At 41.8% G+C, this 21,234-nt stretch carries 16 protein-coding genes and 1 pseudogene; 15 read left to right on the top strand and 2 right to left on the bottom strand.

The window, feature by feature from the left end; all coding sequences use genetic code 11:
• Positions 1-38 precede the first annotated feature (38 nt).
• From secE to ACP69Y_RS03560, 10 genes are all read left to right on the top strand, one after another.
• On the top strand, positions 39-479 hold the full coding sequence (gene secE / locus ACP69Y_RS03515; protein WP_131218272.1) for a preprotein translocase subunit SecE: 441 nt from the start codon (positions 39-41) through the stop codon (positions 477-479).
• 7 nt (positions 480-486) lie between these two features.
• Positions 487-1,020 (top strand): transcription termination/antitermination protein NusG, encoded by a 534-nt coding sequence (gene nusG, locus ACP69Y_RS03520; RefSeq protein WP_067869011.1) that lies wholly within the window; start codon positions 487-489, stop codon positions 1,018-1,020.
• Positions 1,021-1,140: 120 nt separating this feature from the next.
• On the top strand, positions 1,141-1,569 hold the full coding sequence (rplK, locus tag ACP69Y_RS03525) for a 50S ribosomal protein L11 (protein WP_086214352.1): 429 nt from the start codon (positions 1,141-1,143) through the stop codon (positions 1,567-1,569).
• 3 nt (positions 1,570-1,572) lie between these two features.
• The gene (rplA, locus tag ACP69Y_RS03530; RefSeq protein ID WP_425916245.1) at positions 1,573-2,268 is read left to right on the top strand and encodes a 50S ribosomal protein L1; all 696 of its coding nucleotides are present in this window, start codon (positions 1,573-1,575) and stop codon (positions 2,266-2,268) included.
• Between the two features lie 302 nt (positions 2,269-2,570).
• Positions 2,571-3,095, top strand: coding sequence for a 50S ribosomal protein L10 (gene rplJ, locus ACP69Y_RS03535; protein WP_425916247.1), 525 nt, complete (start codon positions 2,571-2,573; stop codon positions 3,093-3,095).
• A 42-nt stretch (positions 3,096-3,137) separates the two neighbouring features.
• Positions 3,138-3,503, top strand: a complete 366-nt coding sequence (rplL, locus tag ACP69Y_RS03540; protein ID WP_067726912.1) for a 50S ribosomal protein L7/L12 — start codon at positions 3,138-3,140, stop codon at positions 3,501-3,503.
• Positions 3,504-3,807: 304 nt separating this feature from the next.
• Positions 3,808-7,896, top strand: a complete 4,089-nt coding sequence (gene rpoB, locus ACP69Y_RS03545) for a DNA-directed RNA polymerase subunit beta (protein WP_425916249.1) — start codon at positions 3,808-3,810, stop codon at positions 7,894-7,896.
• Positions 7,897-8,082: 186 nt separating this feature from the next.
• Positions 8,083-12,273, top strand: coding sequence for a DNA-directed RNA polymerase subunit beta' (gene rpoC / locus ACP69Y_RS03550; RefSeq protein WP_425916251.1), 4,191 nt, complete (start codon positions 8,083-8,085; stop codon positions 12,271-12,273).
• A gap of 251 nt (positions 12,274-12,524) precedes the next feature.
• Positions 12,525-12,995, top strand: a complete 471-nt coding sequence (locus ACP69Y_RS03555) for a hypothetical protein (protein ID WP_425916253.1) — start codon at positions 12,525-12,527, stop codon at positions 12,993-12,995.
• 137 nt (positions 12,996-13,132) lie between these two features.
• Positions 13,133-13,492: a DNA transfer protein p32 gene (locus ACP69Y_RS03560; RefSeq protein ID WP_425916255.1), complete on the top strand. Its 360-nt coding sequence runs from the start codon at positions 13,133-13,135 to the stop codon at positions 13,490-13,492.
• A gap of 49 nt (positions 13,493-13,541) precedes the next feature.
• On the opposite strand, the pseudogene ACP69Y_RS03565 reads toward ACP69Y_RS03560, so the two are convergent.
• Positions 13,542-14,029: pseudogene (locus tag ACP69Y_RS03565) on the bottom strand (DUF4442 domain-containing protein).
• 115 nt (positions 14,030-14,144) lie between these two features.
• On the opposite strand from ACP69Y_RS03565, the gene ACP69Y_RS03570 reads away from it, so the two are divergent.
• The 5 genes from ACP69Y_RS03570 to htpG all read left to right on the top strand — a co-directional run bounded on the left by ACP69Y_RS03570 (position 14,145) and on the right by htpG (position 20,013).
• The gene (locus tag ACP69Y_RS03570; RefSeq protein ID WP_425916257.1) at positions 14,145-15,014 is read left to right on the top strand and encodes an alpha/beta fold hydrolase; all 870 of its coding nucleotides are present in this window, start codon (positions 14,145-14,147) and stop codon (positions 15,012-15,014) included.
• A 129-nt stretch (positions 15,015-15,143) separates the two neighbouring features.
• Positions 15,144-16,556, top strand: coding sequence for a Na+/H+ antiporter family protein (locus ACP69Y_RS03575; RefSeq protein WP_425916259.1), 1,413 nt, complete (start codon positions 15,144-15,146; stop codon positions 16,554-16,556).
• Positions 16,557-16,875: 319 nt separating this feature from the next.
• On the top strand, positions 16,876-17,490 hold the full coding sequence (locus ACP69Y_RS03580) for an OmpW/AlkL family protein (RefSeq protein WP_425916261.1): 615 nt from the start codon (positions 16,876-16,878) through the stop codon (positions 17,488-17,490).
• Between the two features lie 165 nt (positions 17,491-17,655).
• Positions 17,656-18,000, top strand: a complete 345-nt coding sequence (locus ACP69Y_RS03585; RefSeq protein ID WP_425916263.1) for a lysozyme inhibitor LprI family protein — start codon at positions 17,656-17,658, stop codon at positions 17,998-18,000.
• Positions 18,001-18,093: 93 nt separating this feature from the next.
• Positions 18,094-20,013 (top strand): molecular chaperone HtpG, encoded by a 1,920-nt coding sequence (gene htpG, locus ACP69Y_RS03590; protein ID WP_425916265.1) that lies wholly within the window; start codon positions 18,094-18,096, stop codon positions 20,011-20,013.
• A gap of 89 nt (positions 20,014-20,102) precedes the next feature.
• On the opposite strand, the gene ACP69Y_RS03595 is transcribed toward htpG, so the two are convergent.
• Complete coding sequence (locus tag ACP69Y_RS03595; protein WP_425916267.1) at positions 20,103-21,227, bottom strand: hypothetical protein; 1,125 nt, start codon at positions 21,225-21,227, stop codon at positions 20,103-20,105.
• Positions 21,228-21,234 lie beyond the last annotated feature (7 nt).

The following is a 21,234-nucleotide window of genomic DNA, read 5'->3' on the forward strand; positions in this document are numbered from 1 at the left end:
TCATATAATAAGTCGCGAAGCCTACGACGAGTACAAAAATGTCGAATGATAAATCGCGTGACGCATTAAGCGAAGCGCCAATTCCACAAAGAAATAATCCTGCTGAAGTTGTTAATTCTGGGTCTCCTTTAGATATAGTTCTATGGGTTATCGCATTGATTTTATTAGTCGGTGCAGCCATGGCGGGTCAGTATTTGCCAGCGTATTGGGCACCGGCGAATAATGTTGGTGTGCGCGTTGGTGTGATTTTGGCTTGTATCATCGTGGCTTTAGGTTTATTATACGCCACCCATCAAGGCAAAGGCTTTGTTCGTTTATTGAAAGATGCGCGAATCGAGTTACGTCGTGTGACTTGGCCGACCAAGCAAGAAACAGTGACCACATCTTGGCATGTTCTTGCAGTTGTTGTAATCGCTTCCATTGTTTTATGGTGTTTTGATTACATTTTAGGCTGGTTAATGAAGTTTATTATCGGGTAAGAGAGCTATGAAACGTTGGTACATTATTCATGCCTATTCAGGTTATGAAAAACAGGTGTTACGCTCGCTTAATGATCGAATCCAGCGTAGCGCTGTTGCCGATAGCTTTGGTGAAGTCCTTGTTCCGACTGAAGAAGTCGTAGAGATGAAGGATGGTAAGAAGCGTAAATCAGAGCGTAAATTCTTTCCTGGCTATGTATTAGTTGAAATGGAAATGAACGATGATACTTGGCACATTGTTAAAGAATGTCCAAAAGTATTAGGTTTTATCGGTGGGACTGCAGAAAAACCTGCACCCATTACGCAAAAAGAAGCTGATGCGATTCTTGCGCGTGTACGCAATACTGGCGAAGCACCTCGTCCTAAGACGATGTTTGAACCAGGCGAAGAATTACTTGTGACTGACGGTCCATTCACCGACTTTAAAGGCGTGGTGGAAGAGGTTCAGTACGAGAAGTCACGTTTAACGTTGACGATTAATGTATTCAACCGACCAACTCAAGTTGAACTCGAATTTCGCCAAGTCGAAAAAGCGAACTAATTTAAGTTGGTTGGAAAACGCCCGATTTTTTATGAGTCGGGCATTGTTGTTGTAACGGTTATCGTTACTTAGAATCATTGGGGAGCCTTCATCGGCGTTTGCACCCAGAGGTAATTTGAAATGGCTAAGAAGATTGACGGCTATATCAAGCTGCAAGTTCCAGCTGGTAAAGCGAATCCATCTCCACCGATTGGTCCTGCACTAGGTCAACGTGGTGTTAACATCATGGCATTCTGTAAAGAATTCAATGCTGCTACACAAAAAGTTGAAGCTGGTCTACCAATTCCAGTCGTGATCACTGTGTACAACGACAAGTCGTTCACATTTATCATGAAAACTCCGCCTGCTGCGATTCTTCTTAAGAAAGCTGCGGGTATTGCTAAGGGTTCAGCTGTACCTAACAAAACTAAAGTTGGTAAGTTGACTCGCGCTCAATTAGAAGAAATTGCGACTACTAAAGAACCAGATTTAACTGGTGCTGATTTAGACGCACGTGTACGTACCATTGCTGGTTCTGCGCGTTCTATGGGCTTGGAAGTGGAGCTATAAGACATGGCTAAATTAACTAAACGTCAAAAAGCCATTGCTGCTGCTGTTGAAGCACACAAAGTTTATACTTTGGAAGAAGCAGTACAAGTTCTTAACACTATTCCTGCTGTTAAATTCAAAGAATCTTTGGATGTTTCAGTAAACCTTGGTGTTGACCCTCGTAAATCTGACCAAGTTGTTCGTGGCGCGACTACACTTCCTGCAGGTACTGGTAAAACTGTACGTGTTGCTGTGTTTGCTCAAGGCGCTGCTGCTGAAGCTGCTAAAGCTGAAGGCGCGGACATCGTTGGTTTTGAAGATCTTGCTGAAAGCATTCAAGCTGGCAACTTAGACTTCGACGTAGTGATTGCTGCTCCAGATGCAATGCGCGTTGTTGGTAAGTTGGGTACGATTCTTGGTCCACGTGGCTTAATGCCAAACCCTAAAGTGGGTACTGTAACTCCTGACGTAGCTAACGCTGTTAAAAACGCGAAAGCTGGTCAAGCACGTTACCGTGTAGACAAAGCGGGTATTATCCACGCTGCGATTGGTCAAGTTGGCTTTGAGGCTGCTGCGATCCGTCAAAACCTTGAAGCTCTTGTAGCTGACCTTAAGAAAGCGAAACCTGCTACTTCTAAAGGTGTTTACATCCAAAAGATCACTTTGAGCTCAACTATGGGTCCTGGTCTTATTGTTGATGTGGCTAACGTTTCTAAATAAGTTTCGACTTATTACAGAATTTTAAAGCCCTGAGTAAAAATCAAAGCACTGCTTTGATTTTTACGCAAGAAACGCTCAGTCTCTTGCGACACTTAGGCAAACTTTGAATTGATAAATATTTGTTTATCAGCGTCAAAGACCTCGGGCGAGGGGAGTTCTTCGGAATTCACTTCTTAAAAATCCAGTCCGAGTAGACGCGGTGGTGTGATTTGTTCATCCTCCGCGTGTAAATTCAGCAATGAATTTACGAATTGGGAGTGTGCTTCGCGTAAGCACATAAATCACCGTTAGGAGGTTTTACAATGGCTCTTCTTATCGAAGGCAAAAAACAGATCGTAGCTGAAGTAACTGAAGTTGCTTCTACTGCATTTGCTGCTGTTGTTGCTGACTACCAAGGTTTAACTGTTGAGCAATTAACTGCTCTTCGTGTTGAAGCTCGTAAACTAGGTGTTGCTACACGTGTTGTACGTAATACTTTAGCTAAACGCGCTCTTCAAGATACTCCATTCAATATCTTGAACGACAACCTTGTTGGCCCAACAATCTTAGCTTTCTCTACTTCTGAAGATGACATGGGCGCTGCTGCTCGTTTGTTTGAAGAATTTGCGAAAACTAACAAAGCATTTGAACTTAAAGCTGCTGCATTTGATGGCAAGCTTTATCAAGGCGAAGAAATTGGCGTTATCGCGAATCTTCCGAACCAAGAAAAAGCGCTTACTATGCTTGCCTCTGTTCTTCAAGCTCCTATTTCAAAATTGGGTCGCTTACTTACAGCGCTTCAAGAGAAAAACGAAGCTCCAGAAGTTACAGAAGTTACAGAAGCTTAAATTCACTTTCACACCATTCAATACCCATTTGGAGTTACTCTCATGGCTTTAACAAACGAAGAAATCCTAAACGCAGTTGCTGAAAAAACTGTTCTTGAACTTGTAGAACTTATTTCTGCTTTCGAAGAAAAATTCAATGTATCTGCTGCTGCAGTTGCTGTAGCTGCAGGTCCTGCTGCTGCTGCTGCTGAAGAGCAATCAGAATTCAATGTTGAATTGACTTCTTTCGGCGCGAACAAAGTTGCTGTAATTAAAGCAGTTCGTGAAGTTACTGGTCTTGGCTTGAAAGAAGCTAAAGACATGGTTGAAAGCGCTCCAGCTATCCTTAAAGAAGGCGTTTCTAAAGAAGAAGCTGCTGAACTTAAAGCTAAGCTTGAAACTACTGGTGCTACAATTACTGTTAAGTAATGGTGCCAGGGGGCAATTTTTAAATTGACCCCGAAATTTGGCTGATGGCTCTTGGGTCATCAGCCTTTTTGCGTTACAATAATCGGCTCGATTTTTGTTTGATTGATGTAAAAACCGTCAATTATTATAATAAATCAATAAAATCAAACGTTTACCAATGTTTATCATATTTGAAAATATTGCTAAGCGTTTTAATACCACTAAAAATTGCAGCATTTGTAAAAAGTGGTGGCCATATCGGCCTGTATAATTCCTTCTAGGCTCGTTCTGCAGGCGGGCTTAGTTTACTTTCCGAGGACTCCAGATGGCATACTCATATACCGAAAAGAAACGGATCCGTAAGAATTTTGGTAAATTGCCTAGCGTCATGGATGCTCCGTACTTGCTTTCGATTCAAGTCGACTCGTACAGAACATTCCTACAAGATGGCAAAACTCCAAAAAACCGCGAAGATATCGGTCTGCAAGCCGCATTTCGTTCAGTTTTTCCTATTGAAAGTTATTCTGGCAATGCTGCTTTAGAATTTGTTGAGTATAGTCTTGGTAAGCCTGAGTTTGATGTGCGTGAATGTATTTTACGTGGTTCGACTTATGCAGCGCCAATGCGTGTAAAAATTCGTTTGATCATTAAAGATCGCGAAACCAAATCAATTAAAGACGTACGTGAACAAGAAGTGTACATGGGCGAAATGCCGCTCATGACCGAAAATGGTACCTTTGTCATCAATGGTACTGAGCGTGTAATTGTATCTCAATTGCATCGTTCACCAGGTGTATTTTTCGACCACGATAAAGGCAAAACTCACTCGAGCGGTAAAGTTCTTTATTCAGCACGGATTATTCCTTACCGTGGTTCATGGTTAGACTTTGAATTCGATGCGAAAGATCTAGTTTTTGTACGTATTGACCGTCGTCGTAAATTACTCGCGACTGTTGTACTTCGTGCATTAGGTTATAGCAACGAACAAGTCCTAGACATGTTCTATGAAAAAGTCCCTGTCTATCTTGACATGGGTAGCTACCAAATTGACCTTGTGCCTGAACGCCTGCGCGGTGAAATGGCTCAATTCGACATTCTTGATGCTGACGGCAAAGCGATTGTTGAACAAGGTAAACGTATTAATGCACGTCATGTACGTCAAATGGAGGCATCTGGCTTAACCAAGCTTTCTGTTCCTGATGAGTACTTGTACGAGCGTATTACTGCTCAAGACATCGCATTAAAAGATGGCGATGTGATTGCTGCAAATACCGTATTGAGCCATGAGATCATGGTGAAGATTGCAGAAGGCGGCGTTAAGCAGTTCAATATTCTATTTACCAACGATATCGATCGTGGTTCTTTCGTTGCGGACTCTTTGCGTGCAGATACAACTTCTGGTCGTGAAGAAGCACTTGTAGAAATCTACAAAGTAATGCGTCCAGGTGAGCCACCAACAAAAGAAGCTGCTGAAAACTTATTCAACAACTTGTTCTTCTCATCAGAACGTTATGACCTCTCTCCAGTGGGTCGTATGAAGTTCAACCGTCGTTTGGGTCGTCCTTACGAAGTGGGTACTGATCAGAAGTCTCGTGAAGTTGAAGGCATTCTCTCAAATTCAGATATTACAGATGTTCTAAAAACACTTGTTGAAATTCGTAACGGTAAAGGTGAAGTCGACGATATCGATCACTTGGGTAACCGTCGCGTACGTTCAGTCGGTGAAATGACAGAAAACCAATTCCGTGTTGGTCTGGTTCGTGTAGAACGTGCTGTTAAAGAGCGTTTAAGCCAAGCTGAAACAGACAACTTGTCTCCACAAGATTTGATTAATGCGAAACCAGTTGCTGCTGCAATCAAAGAATTCTTTGGTTCAAGCCAGTTGTCTCAATTCATGGACCAAAATAATCCACTGTCTGAAATCACGCATAAACGTCGTGTTTCGGCGCTTGGGCCCGGCGGTTTGACGCGTGAACGTGCGGGCTTTGAAGTACGTGACGTACATCAAACTCACTACGGTCGTGTGTGTCCAATTGAGACTCCTGAGGGACCAAACATTGGTTTGATCAACTCGCTTTCTGTTTATGCAAAATGTAATAATTTCGGTTTCTTGGAAACACCATACCGCAAAGTTGTTGATGGCCGTGTAACAGATGATGTTGAGTATTTATCTGCGATTGAAGAAGTAGGTACTGTGATTGCACAGGCCGATTCTGGCGTAGATAAAGATGGTAAATTAATGGAAGACTTCGTATCTGTACGTCACCAAGGTGACTTCGTACGTATGCCTCCTGAAAAAGTAACACATATGGACGTATCTGCTCAGCAGATCGTATCTGTTGCGGCATCACTTATTCCATTCCTTGAACATGATGACGCCAACCGTGCGTTAATGGGTTCAAACATGCAACGTCAGGCTGTACCTACGCTGATTGCTGACAAGCCACTTGTCGGTACCGGTATGGAAGCAAACGTAGCGCATGACTCCGGTGTGTGTGTGCTTGCGAAACGTGGCGGTCGTATCGAATTTGTTGATGCATCACGTGTCGTTATTCGTGTAAACGAAGAAGAAATGATCGCCGGTGAAGCGGGTGTAGATATCTACAACCTGATCAAATATACACGTTCGAACCAAAACACTTGTATTAACCAAAAAGTTCTTGTGAACATTGGTGATAAAGTGGGTCGTGGCGACGTATTGGCAGATGGTCCATCGACTGATGGTGGTGAATTGGCGCTTGGTCAAAACATGCGCGTAGCGTTCATGACGTGGAACGGTTACAACTACGAAGACTCGATCTTGTTATCTGAACGTGTTCTTCAAGAAGACCGTTTAACTTCGATTCATATTCAAGAATTGTCATGTGTGGCTCGTGATACCAAGTTAGGTGCAGAAGAAATTACTGCTGATATTCCTAACGTAGGTGAAGCTGCACTGTCTAAACTGGATGAGTCAGGTATCGTTTATATCGGTGCTGAAGTGACTGCGGGTGACATCCTTGTTGGTAAAGTTACACCAAAAGGCGAAACCCAGTTAACACCGGAAGAAAAGTTGCTTCGCGCAATCTTCGGTGAAAAAGCCGCTGACGTTAAAGATTCATCTTTACGCGTGTCTTCGGGCGTTAAAGGTACAGTCATTGACGTTCAAGTGTTTACACGTGACGGTCTTGAAAAAGACGAACGTGCTCAAGCAATTGAAAAAGCGCAATTGGATGCTTACCGTAAAGACTTGAAAGAAGAGTTCAAAATCTTCGAAGAAGCAGCACGCGAACGTATTATTCGCTTGTTGAAAGGTCAAGAATCGAACGGTGGCGGTACAACTAAACGCGGTGACAAACTGACTGAAGATTTGTTATCTGGTTTAGAGCTTGTTGATCTACTTGAAATTCAACCTGTTGATGAAGGCATTGCTGAACGCTTAACTCAAATTCAAGTGTTCTTGAAAGAGAAAGGCATTGAGATTGACGAGAAATTTGCAGAGAAAAAACGCAAACTTTCTACAGGTGATGAACTGACAACTGGCGTATTGAAAGTTGTTAAAGTTTACCTGGCTGTAAAACGTCGCATCCAACCGGGTGATAAAATGGCGGGTCGTCATGGTAACAAGGGTGTTGTATCTAACATCTTGCCAGTAGAAGACATGCCGCATGATGCCAACGGTGTACCTGTTGATATCGTGTTGAACCCACTGGGTGTACCTTCACGTATGAACGTGGGGCAGATTCTTGAAACTCACTTGGGTATGGCTGCAAAAGGTCTTGGCGAGAAAATCGACAAGATGTTGCAAGAACAGCGTACCATTGCCGAACTGCGTATCTTCTTAGACAAGATTTACAATAAAGTTGGCGGAGAGCAAGAAGATCTTGATAGCCTGACTGATGATGAAATCTTGGCGCTTTCTAAAAACTTGCGTAAAGGTATTCCTTTAGCAACTCCTGTATTTGATGGCGCTGATGAAAGCCAAATCAAAGAGTTGCTTGAACTTGCAGACATTCCACGTTCTGGTCAAACCGTATTGTTTGACGGACGTACAGGTGAACGTTTTGACCGTCCAGTAACTGTAGGTTACATGTACATGTTGAAACTGAATCACTTGGTTGATGACAAGATGCATGCGCGTTCAACAGGTTCTTACTCACTTGTGACTCAACAACCATTGGGCGGTAAAGCTCAGTTCGGTGGTCAGCGTTTCGGTGAGATGGAAGTCTGGGCGCTTGAAGCATATGGCGCAGCTTACACGCTTCAAGAAATGCTTACTGTTAAGTCGGATGACGTTGAAGGCCGTACTCGCATCTACAAGAACATTGTAGATGGTAACCATTATATGGATCCGGGCATGCCTGAATCGTTCAACGTATTGACCAAAGAGATCCGTTCTTTAGGTATCAACATTGAACTGAAAAATGGTGACTAAGTAACCATTCAATCCCCCCGGCCCCCTTTGTGAAAGGGGGGGATTTGCTCCTCTTTATGTAAGGGGAGTTTCTCCCTGAGAAGCGTCGCTTCCTAAGAGAGAAGCGAAGGGGATTACTCAGTTAAAAAACAATATTTGTGACCCAGTCGGGGAGGAGAAAAACTCCTCGACACACGGAGAAAAAAATTGAAAGACTTGCTCGATATCATGCGCAAAAAGACGGATTCAGACGGTCATGCTCCAGTAGAGTTTGATCGCATCCGCATTGGTCTTGCGTCACCAGAAATGATTAAGTCATGGTCTCATGGTGAAGTTAAAAAGCCTGAGACAATTAACTATCGTACGTTCAAACCAGAACGTGATGGTTTATTCTGTTCCAAAATCTTTGGTCCAGTAAAAGATTACGAATGCTTGTGTGGTAAATACAAGCGTATGAAATACAAAGGCGTCATTTGTGAAAAATGTGGCGTTGAAGTAACAACTGCTAAAGTACGTCGTGAGCGTATGGGTCATATTGACCTTGCGTCACCGGTTGCACACATCTGGTTCTTGAAATCATTACCATCCCGTATCGGTCTTCTTTTAGACATGACTTTACGTGATATCGAACGTGTATTGTATTTCGAATCTTATGTTGTAACAGATCCGGGTATGACTCCAATGGAGAAATACCAACTTCTTAACGATGAAGAATACTTCACAGCGTTAGAAGAACACGGTGATGAATTCAGCGCGAAAATGGGTGCGGAAGCGATTCAAGATTTGTTGAAAGACATCGATCTTGAAGCTGAAATTGCGCGTCTTCGTGAAGAAATTCCACAAACAACTTCAGAAACGAAGCTTAAGAAAGCGTCTAAGCGTTTGAAGTTGATGGAAGCATTCAACGATTCGAACAACAAGCCTGAATGGATGGTGTTGACTGTACTTCCAGTACTTCCACCAGATCTTCGTCCGTTAGTTCCTCTTGAAGGTGGTCGTTTCGCGACTTCTGACTTGAATGACCTTTACCGTCGTGTGATCAACCGTAACAACCGTTTGAAACGTCTTCTTGACCTTTCAGCTCCAGACATCATCGTACGTAACGAAAAACGTATGTTGCAAGAGTCTGTAGATGCATTGCTTGATAACGGTCGTCGTGGTCGCGCAATCACGGGTTCAAACAAACGTCCTCTTAAATCTTTGGCAGACATGATCAAAGGTAAACAAGGTCGTTTCCGTCAAAACTTATTGGGTAAACGTGTCGACTATTCAGGTCGTTCGGTTATTACTGTAGGTCCGACTTTACGTTTGCACCAATGTGGTCTTCCTAAGAAAATGGCACTTGAATTATTCAAACCATTTATCTTTGCGAAACTACAAGCATCTGGTCAAGCAACAACCATTAAAGCTGCGAAGAAAATGGTTGAACGCGAAACGCCAGAAGTTTGGGACGTTCTTGCTCATGTAATTCGTCAACACCCTGTGATGTTGAACCGTGCGCCAACACTTCACCGTTTGGGTCTTCAAGCATTTGAACCGACCCTGATTGAAGGTAAAGCGATCCGTCTACACCCCCTCGTATGTGCTGCGTTCAACGCCGACTTCGACGGTGACCAAATGGCGGTACACGTTCCATTAACAATCGAAGCTCAATTAGAAGCTCGTGCGTTAATGATGTCTACCAACAACATCTTGTCTCCAGCGAACGGTGAACCAATCATCGTACCGTCTCAGGACGTTGTCTTGGGCTTGTATTACATCACGCGTGATGCAATCAATGCCAAAGGTGAAGGCATGGTGTTTGCGGATACTGATGAAGTAAACCGCGCATTGGCTACCGGTCAAGTGAACTTGCACGCTCGCGTAAAAGCACGTGTACACCAGACTGTGATTGATGAAGATGGTAACCGCGAACAGCAAACCATTATTGTTGATACCACTCCTGGTCGTTGCTTGCTTTGGGAAGTTGTTCCTGAAGGTATGGACTTCCAGCAAATTAACGTTGAGATGACGAAAAAGAACATCTCTAAGTTAATTAACTCTTGCTACCGTAAATTGGGTCTTAAAGATACCGTTATCTTTGCTGACCAGTTGATGTACTTGGGCTTCCGTCAAGCGACTCGCTCTGGTGTATCTGTTGGTATGGAAGATATGCTTATTCCGCCAACCAAGTATACGATTATCGAAAAAGCAGAAACTGAAGTTCGTGAAATTGAACAACAGTTTGAACAAGGTTTCGTAACTGCCGGTGAACGTTATAACAAAGTGGTCGATATTTGGGCGCGTACCAATGACCAAGTCGCGAAAGCGATGATGGACAACTTGTCTTTCACTACTGTTAAAAACAAACAGGGTGAAGACGAGAAGCAAAAATCATTCAACAGTATCTACATGATGTCTGACTCTGGTGCCCGTGGTTCGGCAGCTCAGATTCGTCAGCTTGCAGGTATGCGTGGTTTGATGGCGAAACCGGATGGTTCGATCATTGAAACTCCGATTAAAGCAAACTTCCGTGAAGGTTTGACCGTACTTCAGTACTTCATCTCGACACACGGTGCGCGTAAAGGTTTGGCCGATACAGCACTTAAAACTGCGAACTCTGGTTACTTGACGCGTCGTTTAGTAGACGTAGCGCAGGATTTGGTTATTACTGAACCTGATTGCGGTACTTTAAGCGGTCTTGTGATGACTCCATTCATTCAGGGTGGCGATGTCATCGAGAACCTTGGTGCTCGAGTATTGGGTCGTGTTGTTGCTGAAGATGTGAAACGTGCTGGTTCTGACGACGTTATTCTTCCACGTAATACGCTTATTGACGAAAAACTTGCTACCTTTATTGAAGAAGCGGGTGTCGACGAAGTTAAAGTACGTTCAGTGGTTTCTTGTGAATCTACGTTCGGTGTATGTGCGAAATGTTATGGTCGTGATCTTGCACGTGGTCATCAGGTAAATCCTGGTGAGTCTGTAGGTGTTATGGCTGCACAATCAATTGGTGAACCGGGTACCCAGTTAACCATGCGTACATTCCACGTGGGTGGTGCTGCAAGCCGAACCTCTGCTGCAAACAGTGTTCAAGTACGTAATAAAGGTACTGTACGTTTCCATAATGTGAAAACGGTACAACATGCCAAAGGTCACTTGGTATCGACTTCCCGTTCAGGTGAAATCGGTATTGCGGATGACTTAGGTCGTGAACGCGAACGCTACAAAATTCCATACGGTGCTTCGATCATTCTGAAAGATGGCGAAGCAGTAGCAGCTGGCGGTATCGTTGCAACTTGGGATCCGCATACGCATCCACTTGTTACCGAAGTTGCTGGTAAAGTACGTTTCAGCCAAATTGCTGATGGCGTAACTGTGACATCGAAAACTGATGATGCAACAGGTATGACGACGATCGAAATCTTGCCAGTGACTTCACGTCCTGCATCAGGTAAAGATTTGCGTCCTGCAGTTGTACTGGATACAGTGGAAGGCGGTGAACAGTTCTACTTCTTGCCACAAAACACGATTCTTTCTGTCCGTGATGGCGAAACGATTGGTGTGGGTGACGTTATTGGTCGTGTACCACAAGAAACTTCACGTACTCGTGATATTACCGGTGGTCTTCCGCGTGTAGCTGACTTGTTCGAAGCACGTAAACCGAAAGAGCATGCAATCCTGGCTGAAATTTCAGGTGTTGTAAGCTTCGGTAAAGAGACTAAAGGTAAAAACCGTTTAGTGATTACTCCAGACGACGGCTCTGAAATTTACGAAGAGTTGATTCCGAAATGGCGTACCATTAACGTGTACGAAGGCGAACATGTAAACCGTGGTGAAACAGTTTCTGACGGTCCACAAAACCCGCATGACATCTTACGTCTAAAAGGTGAAGTGGCGTTGACTAACTACATCGTGAACGAAGTTCAGGACGTTTACCGTCTGCAAGGTGTAAAAATCAACGACAAGCACATCGAAGTTATTGTGCGTCAAATGTTGCGTAAAGTTGAAATCACTGATGGTGGTGATACGAGTTTCATTAAAGGCGAACAAGTGGATTACATCCGCATGGTTGCTGAAAACCAAGCTGTACTTGCTCAGAACAAGTTCCCTGCGAAGTATGAACGTCAATTGATGGGTATTACCAAAGCCTCGCTTTCTACTGACTCGTTCATCTCTGCTGCATCGTTCCAGGAAACAACTCGTGTGTTAACTGAAGCGGCTGTAACAGGTAAAGAAGATGATTTACGCGGTCTGAAAGAGAACGTCGTTGTGGGTCGTTTGATTCCTGCAGGTACTGGTTTGGCTTACCATTTAGAACGTCGTCGTCAAGAAGCTGAAGCTGCAGAGCATGAGCTTGTAAATGACTTCTCTGATGTAGACCAAGCATTAAGCCAAGCATTTAACCAAGAGTTTTAATTCTTAAGTTAAGTGAGTGAAAAAGGCGCCTTCGGGCGTCTTTTTTTTATGTCTTTTGTTACCCTGTAACTAAATGCCTTTAATAACAATCACATTTTTTTTATAGTAATAAAATAAAGTTTAAATTTATGACTCGTTGTAATTAAAAGTATTAATAAAATATTAAAGGATAATTTAAAATGAAATATCTATAAAAAGTCTTAAGTGTAGCCATTCTTACCACATGTGCGGGTAGCGGTTTTGCTGCGCCTATGCCACCTACCATTGTCATAGAAGATAAAGCGGTAGTGCCGGTATTAAAGACCGAAGTGATTCGTACCGTTAAAGGGCAACAGCCGGTTCGAAGCGTGGATGCAACGATTTTTGAAGTGACTAATCAGGGTAAAGATATTATTGCACGTGAAGTTTATTTAGAAGATAACCAAACCCAATTTTCGGAGAAAAAACTTGCCGTTCCAGTGCTTCAAAAAGGAGGCGTAATTGTTCCCACTTCTAAAATTGAAGTGTCTAGCCAAGTAAAGAAAGCTGGAGAAACCGTTGCTAAAACTAAAAAAATTGATGCTGAAGGAGTGGAGTTCAAATCAGGTCAAGATCCAGTGAAACGAACATTAAAGTTAGATCAGAAAAAGAATGTAAAAAATAACATTCAAACCTCACATGCAGTTTTAACCGAAAATGGAGAAATGACTAAAGATATTGTGATACTCAGTGAGGATGAATAAACCAGAATAAAGAACTCTAAAATGTTTCAGGATTTTTTACAAAATGATGCATTTTAGCTGTAATAGATAACATTTTAAGATCATTGCTTCCATAAAATAGGCATAAGCTGAAAGAATGAAAAAAGGAGAGAAATCCCATGAAAAAGTTAATGAGTGTAATGGCAATGGCAACCTTGTCAACTTTCATGCTGGTGGGTTGTGATTCGATGTCTCCAAGGGAACAACGCATTGGCGCAGCTGCACTGGGTGGTGCAGTGGGTGGCGGTGTAGGTAATAAAGTCGGCGGTGGCGTGGGTGCGGCAGTCGGTGGTGGTGCAGGTGCAGCAGTGGGTAGTAAAGCCCAAGGCGGTTCTAACCGTAATGCCACTTATAGTGGTGTAGGCGGTGCCATTGGTTCTGCAGTCGGTAAGGGCGTATTTGGTGGTAATACCGGTGCTGCGATTGGTGGTGCGATTGGTGGCGGTGCTGGAGCTGCCATTGAACAGAAAAAACGTTAATTCAACGTCTTAATTGAAATAAAGCGCTTGATCAACAAGCGCTTTTTTATTATCGAGTAGTAGGTTTAGGATTTTTTCTACGGATATAGACAGTTTTTTCAACTTCTGCAATGCGGATAGCCGCATCATCAAAAATATGGACGGTGTATTTGCGATGTACAGCAGCATAATTGTGGGTTAGCTCTTTAATGTGAGCTATTTCAGCCGCATCTAGGCAAATATCAGCATAGACGGTACTGCGTCCAGTAGATAGAAAATTAACATTAGCCCGATTTGTCCCAGACGATATATTTTGATCCGAGATGATGCATCAGTAAAAGCATAAAAAATGGATCGACCATGGAATACAAGCTTCTTCCAAAATGCACCCCCAACCACATTTTGATTTTTACGCGTTAAAGGCATTTTCACACGAATGTGATAATTTGCCAGATCCATTTTTTCAATCTCAATACCTGCCCCACGCTAAGGTGCATAGCGATTGATCATGAATTTAGAGATCGCAGGTATTGTCTGTAGTTTTTTTAAAAGGCGCATATGGGTCAATTGTTTTTATGGCTACCCAGACCATACTAGAGTAGAACTAAAATTGAGGCATTGATCAGATTGCCCCATCATCAAGATAAATAGTCAATAAAAATGAGAAAGGATTATGCAAGCGAAAACCCAATGGATAGCGACCCAAGATCAACAGCGTCTTTATGTGAAAACGTGGGGGAGCGATGAAAAACCGGCTTTAGTATTGGTTCATGGTTATCCTGATAATCAAGAAGTGTGGGAGCCGATTATTCAGGAACTGATTCAAGATTTTTATATTATTACTTATGATGTACGCGGAGCGGGGCAGTCCTCCATTCCAAGACGTATTCGTGACTATCGCTTAGAACAGTTATCTTTAGATTTAGAAAGTGTAGTCAATGCTGTATTAAAAGATCGGCCTTTTCATTTGGCAGCGCATGATTGGGGTTCTATCCAGTCTTGGGAGTCAGTCACTGAAGCTAAATTTAAATCTCGAATTTTATCTTATAGTACGATTTCAGGCCCGTGTTTAGACCATGCTGCATTTTGGATGCGCAATCAGTTTAAACAGCACAAGGGCAAGTTCTTTAAGCAACTCACCAAGTCTTGGTATATTGCAGTATTTCAACTGCCATTATTGGCACCTACGGTATGGAATTTCTTCACTCCTGAAAAATGGGGCAAAGTGTTGGAAAAGTTAGAGCACAAAAAAAACTTAGCTTTAAATCCTCATATTGCATCAGATGGAAAACATGGAATAGGACTATATCGTGCCAATTTTCTACCACGCTTAACTCGGCCACGTCAGCGTTTTGCAGTTTGTCCCGTCCAGGCGATTGTGCTGAAACGAGACAATTTTGTCAGTCCTGAACTGATTGATGAAATGCCAAAATGGGCTGAAAATTTTCAGCGTGTAGATATTGATGCCAATCATTGGGCAATATTAAGCCAACCCGAATTGGTCGCAGATTATATTCGCAGCTTTGCATTGGAACAGATTTAAAACCGTTTACTTGTATTTAATTATATGAATTTAAATGGAAATTTACATGACGGATAAAAGCAAGCAATTTACAGTTTCAATGTCTGGGATCTGCTAAAATACCGACTTTTCATCTTCCTCAAAATTTCCATGAATGCAGTAGTAATTGCGATTGCCGTGATGTTTATTCTCTCACTGGCACGAGTTTCTGTTGTTTTGACTTTGGTCATTTCAGCGATTATTGGTGGCTTGGTTGCAGGACTAAGTTTGTCAGATACCGTAGCTGCCTTTAATGCCGGTCTAGGTGATGGGGCAGAAGTCGCCCTCGCTTATGCGGTATTGGGTGCTTTTGCTTTAGCCTTGTCAAAATCGGGTTTACCTGATTTGTTAGCACATAAGTTAATTGGTTTATTGGGTGCAGAAGCAACCCATCAAAGAGCCAAAAAAGTGAAATATCTACTGTTAAGTATTTTGCTGATTGCCGCAATTTGCTCGCAAAATTTAATTCCTGTACATATTGCCTTTATCCCGGTCTTGGTTCCGCCTTTATTAAAAGTGATGAACCACATGAATTTAGACCGTCGTGCAGCAGCATGTGTGCTGACGATGGGTTTGGTCGGAACCTATATTTTCCTGCCAGTCGGCTTTGGTGCCATTTTCCTTGAACAAATTTTGATGGGCAATATCAATAAAATTGGTGCTGCTTACGATTTGCATGTCGATCGCTGGATGATGCCGATGGGTATGGCGATTCCTGTGGTTGGTATGTTGATCGGGACACTTTTTGCGGTATTCGTGAGTTATCGTAAACCGCGTCATTATGTCGATCGTGCGGTTGCTCGTGTCACCACAATTGATCTAGATAAGCCTATTCGTGCCAGTGAAGTGAATTTAGCAGCCGATGCGAAAGAGCTACAGCAAGAGGCAGAACAGGCTCCTGTGATTGCGAAAAAAACCATTTTTATGGCATTGCTCGCGATTGTTTTGACCTTAATTGCACAATTGTATTCAGGCTCGATGATCTTAGGTGGTTTGGTTGGTTTTGCAGTGCTGTCGGGTGCTGGAATTTTCAAATGGCAAGATGCTGATGATGTCTTTGTACAAGGCATGCGCATGATGGCATTGGTTGGCTTTATCATGATTTCAGCCGCCGGTTTTGCTGCTGTCATGACGCATACAGGCGACATTAATAGTCTGGTCAATGGAGTCGTCCATCTGATTGGTGACAATAAAGCTTTGGCTGCATTCTTAATGCTGTTTATTGGCTTATTTGTGACCATCGGGATTGGTTCTTCTTTCTCTAGTGTGCCGGTTTTAGCCGTGATTTATGTCCCGCTTTGCGTGCAATTTGGTTTTTCTCCATTAGCGACTGTGGCCTTAATTGGTACAGCAGCAGCCTTGGGAGATGCCGGTTCTCCAGCTTCGGATTCAACCTTGGGACCAACAGCAGGTTTGGGCGTAGATGGTCAACATGATCATATCTGGGATACGGTTGTTCCTACATTTATCCATTTTAATATTCCATTATTAGTATTTGGATGGATTGCGGCAATGGTTCTTTAATCCAAACTGATATTTTAATTTGGTTTTCTTTTATTTTATATCTAATATTAATAGATGTATTTAAAATGAATGTTTTAAATAAATTAATATAATAAATCCGAGTAATATAATCAGATTATAATAATAAACTTGATTAACCTGGTTGGTTTTAAATACCAACCAAGTTAGTCTGTTTAAAATAAATACATATAACTATCAATATCTTAAAAATAAATAAAAACATTATTAAATTACCTCTATTGCATATTATTAATACTCATGTTTATTATTAATTAATACTTATGTTTTTTAATTATTATTCTTCCAGAGGTTATTTAAAATGTTAAAGCAAACTGCTTTTATTGCATTATTGGGGATGTCTTCTTCAGCGATGGCTGGTGATTGGCAGGTGAAATTTGGTGCTTCTGCTTTGGCGCCACAAAATGATGATAATGGTATTATTGCAGGTGGTAAGGCGACTGTAAGTAATGAGCTAGGTTTTACCCCTTCCGTAGAGTATTTTTTTGCTAACTCTCCTATTTCTGTAGAATTATTATTGGCGACTCCTTTCAAACATGATGTAAGTATTGAAGGTGTGGGCGAGAACGTAGTGAGTTTTAAACATTTACCACCAACAGTGACTGCTAAATATAACTTTAAAAACTCAACTCGCTTTACGCCATATGTAGGTGTGGGTGCGACAGTTGTTATTCCTTGGGATGAAGAACTAAAAGGTAATTTGAAGGGAGCAGGTAAATTAGAAGCTGATGTAGCTTATGGCGTTGCCGGGCAAGTCGGTTTTAATTTCCAACCTGCAGATGCTAAAAACTGGGGTGTATATGCAGATGTACGCTATGCTCAGGTTGAAACAGATTTAGAGTTAAATGGTACAAATATTGGCGAATTGGAAGTAAACCCTTGGGTCTACACTCTTGGTTATAGCTACAAATTCTAAGATAAAAATAAAAAGCAGCGTAAACAAACCTCATCTTTATAGATGAGGTTTTTTAATGAAAAACTTACAATAAATCACATAGATTGATCACATTGATACTATTTAATGAGCAAAATTTTGTTTAAGTTGATGATAGAAAATAAGCTAAAAAGAGAAGAACAAATCATGAAATTATTCAACTTCTACAGTATGGTCTTTTTTAGCCTATTCAGTGGATCTGTTTATGCCGCGAGTTTCAATTGTGATCATGCCCGAACACAGACAGAGCAGGTCATTTGTGAGCATCTGGCTGTAAATGATGCCGATGTGAAAATGGCAACTACCTATACTATTATTAAGCGTCTGGTTCCTATGGGAACACGTGGCGTCATTCAGGATGAACAGGTGAAGTGGTTACAATTACGTGATCAATGTGGCAATTCTCGTAATTGTCTTATTGAAGTATATAAAATGCGTCAACAAAAACTGGATATGTATATGGATCGTGTTTATAGACAAGGTCCATTTTAAGAAAAATTTATTATTTACTATTGAAAATTTCTTAAGTCACTCCATTCATTAAGCATTCAATAAAAAGTGTTTGATGAATTTAAGGAGTGACTGATGAGCGAACAAAGTACACAAAAACATAGTTTTCAGGCAGAAGTAGCACAACTTCTCCATTTGGTGACACATTCACTTTATTCAAATCCTGATATTTTCTTGCGCGAACTGATTTCGAATGCGTCTGATGCCTGTGATAAGTTGCGTTTTGAAGGGATAAACCATCCTGAATATTATGAAAATGATCCGGAACTGCATGTTCGTGTCAGTCTAGATAAAGACAATAAAACTCTTACCATTTCAGACAACGGCATTGGTTTGACTGAACAAGAAGCCATTGATAACTTAGGGACCATTGCCAAATCTGGCACCAAAGACTTTATGTCTAAATTGTCGGGTGACCAAAAAGCCGATGCGCAATTGATTGGTCAGTTTGGTGTTGGTTTCTATTCCGGTTTTATTGTGGCTGAAAAAATTACTGTTGAGTCCCGTCATGCTGCTACAGATACTGCTGAAGGAGTACGTTGGATCAGTACCGGCACAGGTGATTTTGAAGTTGAACAAATCAATAAGACTTCACGTGGAACAGATATCATTTTACATTTGCGTGACAATGCGCTTGAGTATTTAGAATCTTATAAAGTTAAGCAAATTATCAATAAATATTCTGACCATATTAGCCTGCCAATTGAAATGCAAAAAGAAGTTTGGCAGCAAGAAGAAGCAGTTGAGGGTGAAGAACCTAAACCAGGTCAGATGGTCAAAACAGATGAATGGGAAGCGATTAACTCTGCCAGTGCCCTTTGGACTCGAAATAAGAATGAGATCACTGACGAGCAATACACAGAGTTTTACAAGAACTTAAGCCACGATTTTGAAGCACCCTTGGCGTGGGCGCACAATCGAGTTGAAGGCAGCACTGAATATACCCAGTTACTCTATATACCGAGTAAAGCAGCAAACAATATTTTCACCCGTGAAGCCAAAGCCGGTATCAAACTGTATGTAAAACGGGTTTTCATTATGGATGAAGCGGATAACCTGATTCCAAATTATTTGCGTTTTGTACAGGGCGTGGTAGATAGTGCTGATCTTCCGCTGAATGTTAGCCGTGAACTGCTACAAGAAAGTCGTGATGTGAAAACCATTCGCGAAGGCAATACCCGCCGTATTTTGACCATGCTGGATGGTTTGGCGAAGTCGGAAGAGGAAAAAGATCAGCAAAAATTCAAACAGTTCTATGCTGAATTTGGTTCAGTGATTAAAGAAGGTTTGGGTGAAGATTTTGGTAACCGTGAACGTATTTTAAAACTATTACGCTTCTCAACGTCAACCAATGATGAAATTTCAACTTCATTGGCAGGTTATAAAGCCCGCATGAAGGATGGCCAGAAAGCGATTTATTATGTCACTGCGGACAGCTTAACTGCTGCGAAAAATTCACCGCAATTGGAACTGTTCAAGAAAAAAGGCATCGAAGTGCTATTGATGGCGGATCGTGTTGATGAATGGGCGATGGAATTCGTCAATGAATTCGATGGTACGCCTATGCAAAATGTATCTAAAGGTGCAGTGGACTTGGGCGACTTGCAAGATGCTGAGGAGAAAAAGGCGTTAGAAGCTGCGGCTGAACAGTTTAAACCTGTTGTAGATAAACTTTCAGATTCACTCAAAACTAAAACTAAAGAAGTGCGTGTAACCACACGTTTGGTTGATTCCCCTGCATGTTTGGTGACGGGTGAAGGAGAGCTTTCTCCGCAATTGATTCGTATGTTGAAACAGGCAGGTCAGGCTATTCCGGAAAGCAAACCGATTCTGGAAATTAATCCAGAACATCCCTTGGTGAAAAAACTGGAGGAATCGAACCAGTTTGATGATTTGGCCAACGTGATCTTTGATCAGGCCGTAATTGCAGAAGGGGGCTTGCCTGATGATCCAGCGGCATATATTAAACGTATCAATAGTTTACTGTTGAAATAAGTCTATGATAGATAATAAAAAACCTCCTTCGGGAGGTTTTTTATTGTAAATTATCTGGAGGACAAGTAAATAGTCATGCTTAAGCCTAATTAAAACAATGCTTCTAAGCGCACCGATGTACCAATGAAATGACTGCGATCATCCCGATGATTATTAAGGTAATTTAAATTGCCTTGTACATAAAACCATTCACGCCATAAAGGTTGTCGCCAAGAAACGAAGGGACCCCAGCTATTTAAACGCAAGTCATTGTTATTTAAAAAACCGCCGGTATAGATACCATAACTAAAGGTATTTTCACGAAAAAACTGATGCTGTCTAAACAGGTTGTTATCCCAGGTAAGGTCATCATCTTGATCATCGGCATAGGTAAGATTGAGCTGATTGGAAAGAATGGCTTGATTTGGACGGGCATGGGTGAGCTCAAGGTTGGTTCTTGAGTAATTTTTACTATCAATGCCATAACGATAAATTTCTTCTACGTAAAAACTGAAATCATTTTCCAATTTCCAGTCTTTGGAGGCTTTAAAACGCAGATAAATATCATCTCCGGAACGAAGACCTAAATCTACATCAGTTTCAAAAGGTAAGTGCTTGGAAAAGTCTGACCAGCGAAATGCAAAAGAACTGTTATTTTCACGGGTACGTTGCCGATCCAAGGTTTTATCATCGCTATTGCCTGGATTTTCATCGGTAATGGCAACATTATTATCCAGTTCATTATCTAGGGAGTCATCACCAAACACTAAGCTCAGTTTCTGCTTTAAAGTTGGAAGTTTAATTTTGCCTCGAATACGCGGTTTAATTTCATAACCATCATGTTTATTCCAGCTGTTGTCCACGATCACGCGTAAGGTCGCAGACGCTGGTTTCTCTGGATCTGTTTTGCCAAACCAATTGTCAATTTTATGCGAGGTATGATCTGCCCAGTTTCGAACTCTAAGCTGGTTGCGGTCTAACCAAGTTCGATCTGCAGTTTGCAAGATGGGTGGAACAATAGGTTCATTTGACTGCTGTGGCAAAAATGTCGGCAGCGCATCAACCCAACTAGGAATTTGATACAGCAAACTATGATCTTCATCCTGAGTCGAAATTGAACTCGTGGCTGGGTCAGTACTTTGTTGTGAATTCTCAGATCCATTTGAGGCGTTCATGATCCCCGATAACAATATAAATAACACGAGTTTTGATAAACTTATTCTCTTTTTGGGCATATCCTTG

Source organism: Acinetobacter sp. TSRC1-2 (assembly GCF_049895885.1).
GTDB lineage: Bacteria > Pseudomonadota > Gammaproteobacteria > Pseudomonadales > Moraxellaceae > Acinetobacter.

What these genes read in the sequence shown, in the direction of transcription:
- secE (WP_131218272.1), top strand. Translation starts at nt 39, where the DNA reads ATGTCGAATGATAAATCGCGTGACGCATTAAGCGAAGCGCCAATTCCA.
- nusG (WP_067869011.1), top strand. Translation starts at nt 487, where the DNA reads ATGAAACGTTGGTACATTATTCATGCCTATTCAGGTTATGAAAAACAG.
- rplK (WP_086214352.1), top strand. Translation starts at nt 1,141, where the DNA reads ATGGCTAAGAAGATTGACGGCTATATCAAGCTGCAAGTTCCAGCTGGT.
- rplA (WP_425916245.1), top strand. Translation starts at nt 1,573, where the DNA reads ATGGCTAAATTAACTAAACGTCAAAAAGCCATTGCTGCTGCTGTTGAA.
- rplJ (WP_425916247.1), top strand. Translation starts at nt 2,571, where the DNA reads ATGGCTCTTCTTATCGAAGGCAAAAAACAGATCGTAGCTGAAGTAACT.
- rplL (WP_067726912.1), top strand. Translation starts at nt 3,138, where the DNA reads ATGGCTTTAACAAACGAAGAAATCCTAAACGCAGTTGCTGAAAAAACT.
- rpoB (WP_425916249.1), top strand. Translation starts at nt 3,808, where the DNA reads ATGGCATACTCATATACCGAAAAGAAACGGATCCGTAAGAATTTTGGT.
- ACP69Y_RS03555 (WP_425916253.1), top strand. Translation starts at nt 12,525, where the DNA reads ATGCCACCTACCATTGTCATAGAAGATAAAGCGGTAGTGCCGGTATTA.
- ACP69Y_RS03560 (WP_425916255.1), top strand. Translation starts at nt 13,133, where the DNA reads ATGAAAAAGTTAATGAGTGTAATGGCAATGGCAACCTTGTCAACTTTC.
- ACP69Y_RS03570 (WP_425916257.1), top strand. Translation starts at nt 14,145, where the DNA reads ATGCAAGCGAAAACCCAATGGATAGCGACCCAAGATCAACAGCGTCTT.
- ACP69Y_RS03575 (WP_425916259.1), top strand. Translation starts at nt 15,144, where the DNA reads ATGAATGCAGTAGTAATTGCGATTGCCGTGATGTTTATTCTCTCACTG.
- ACP69Y_RS03580 (WP_425916261.1), top strand. Translation starts at nt 16,876, where the DNA reads ATGTTAAAGCAAACTGCTTTTATTGCATTATTGGGGATGTCTTCTTCA.
- ACP69Y_RS03585 (WP_425916263.1), top strand. Translation starts at nt 17,656, where the DNA reads ATGAAATTATTCAACTTCTACAGTATGGTCTTTTTTAGCCTATTCAGT.
- htpG (WP_425916265.1), top strand. Translation starts at nt 18,094, where the DNA reads ATGAGCGAACAAAGTACACAAAAACATAGTTTTCAGGCAGAAGTAGCA.
- ACP69Y_RS03595 (WP_425916267.1), bottom strand. Translation starts at nt 21,227, where the DNA reads ATGCCCAAAAAGAGAATAAGTTTATCAAAACTCGTGTTATTTATATTG.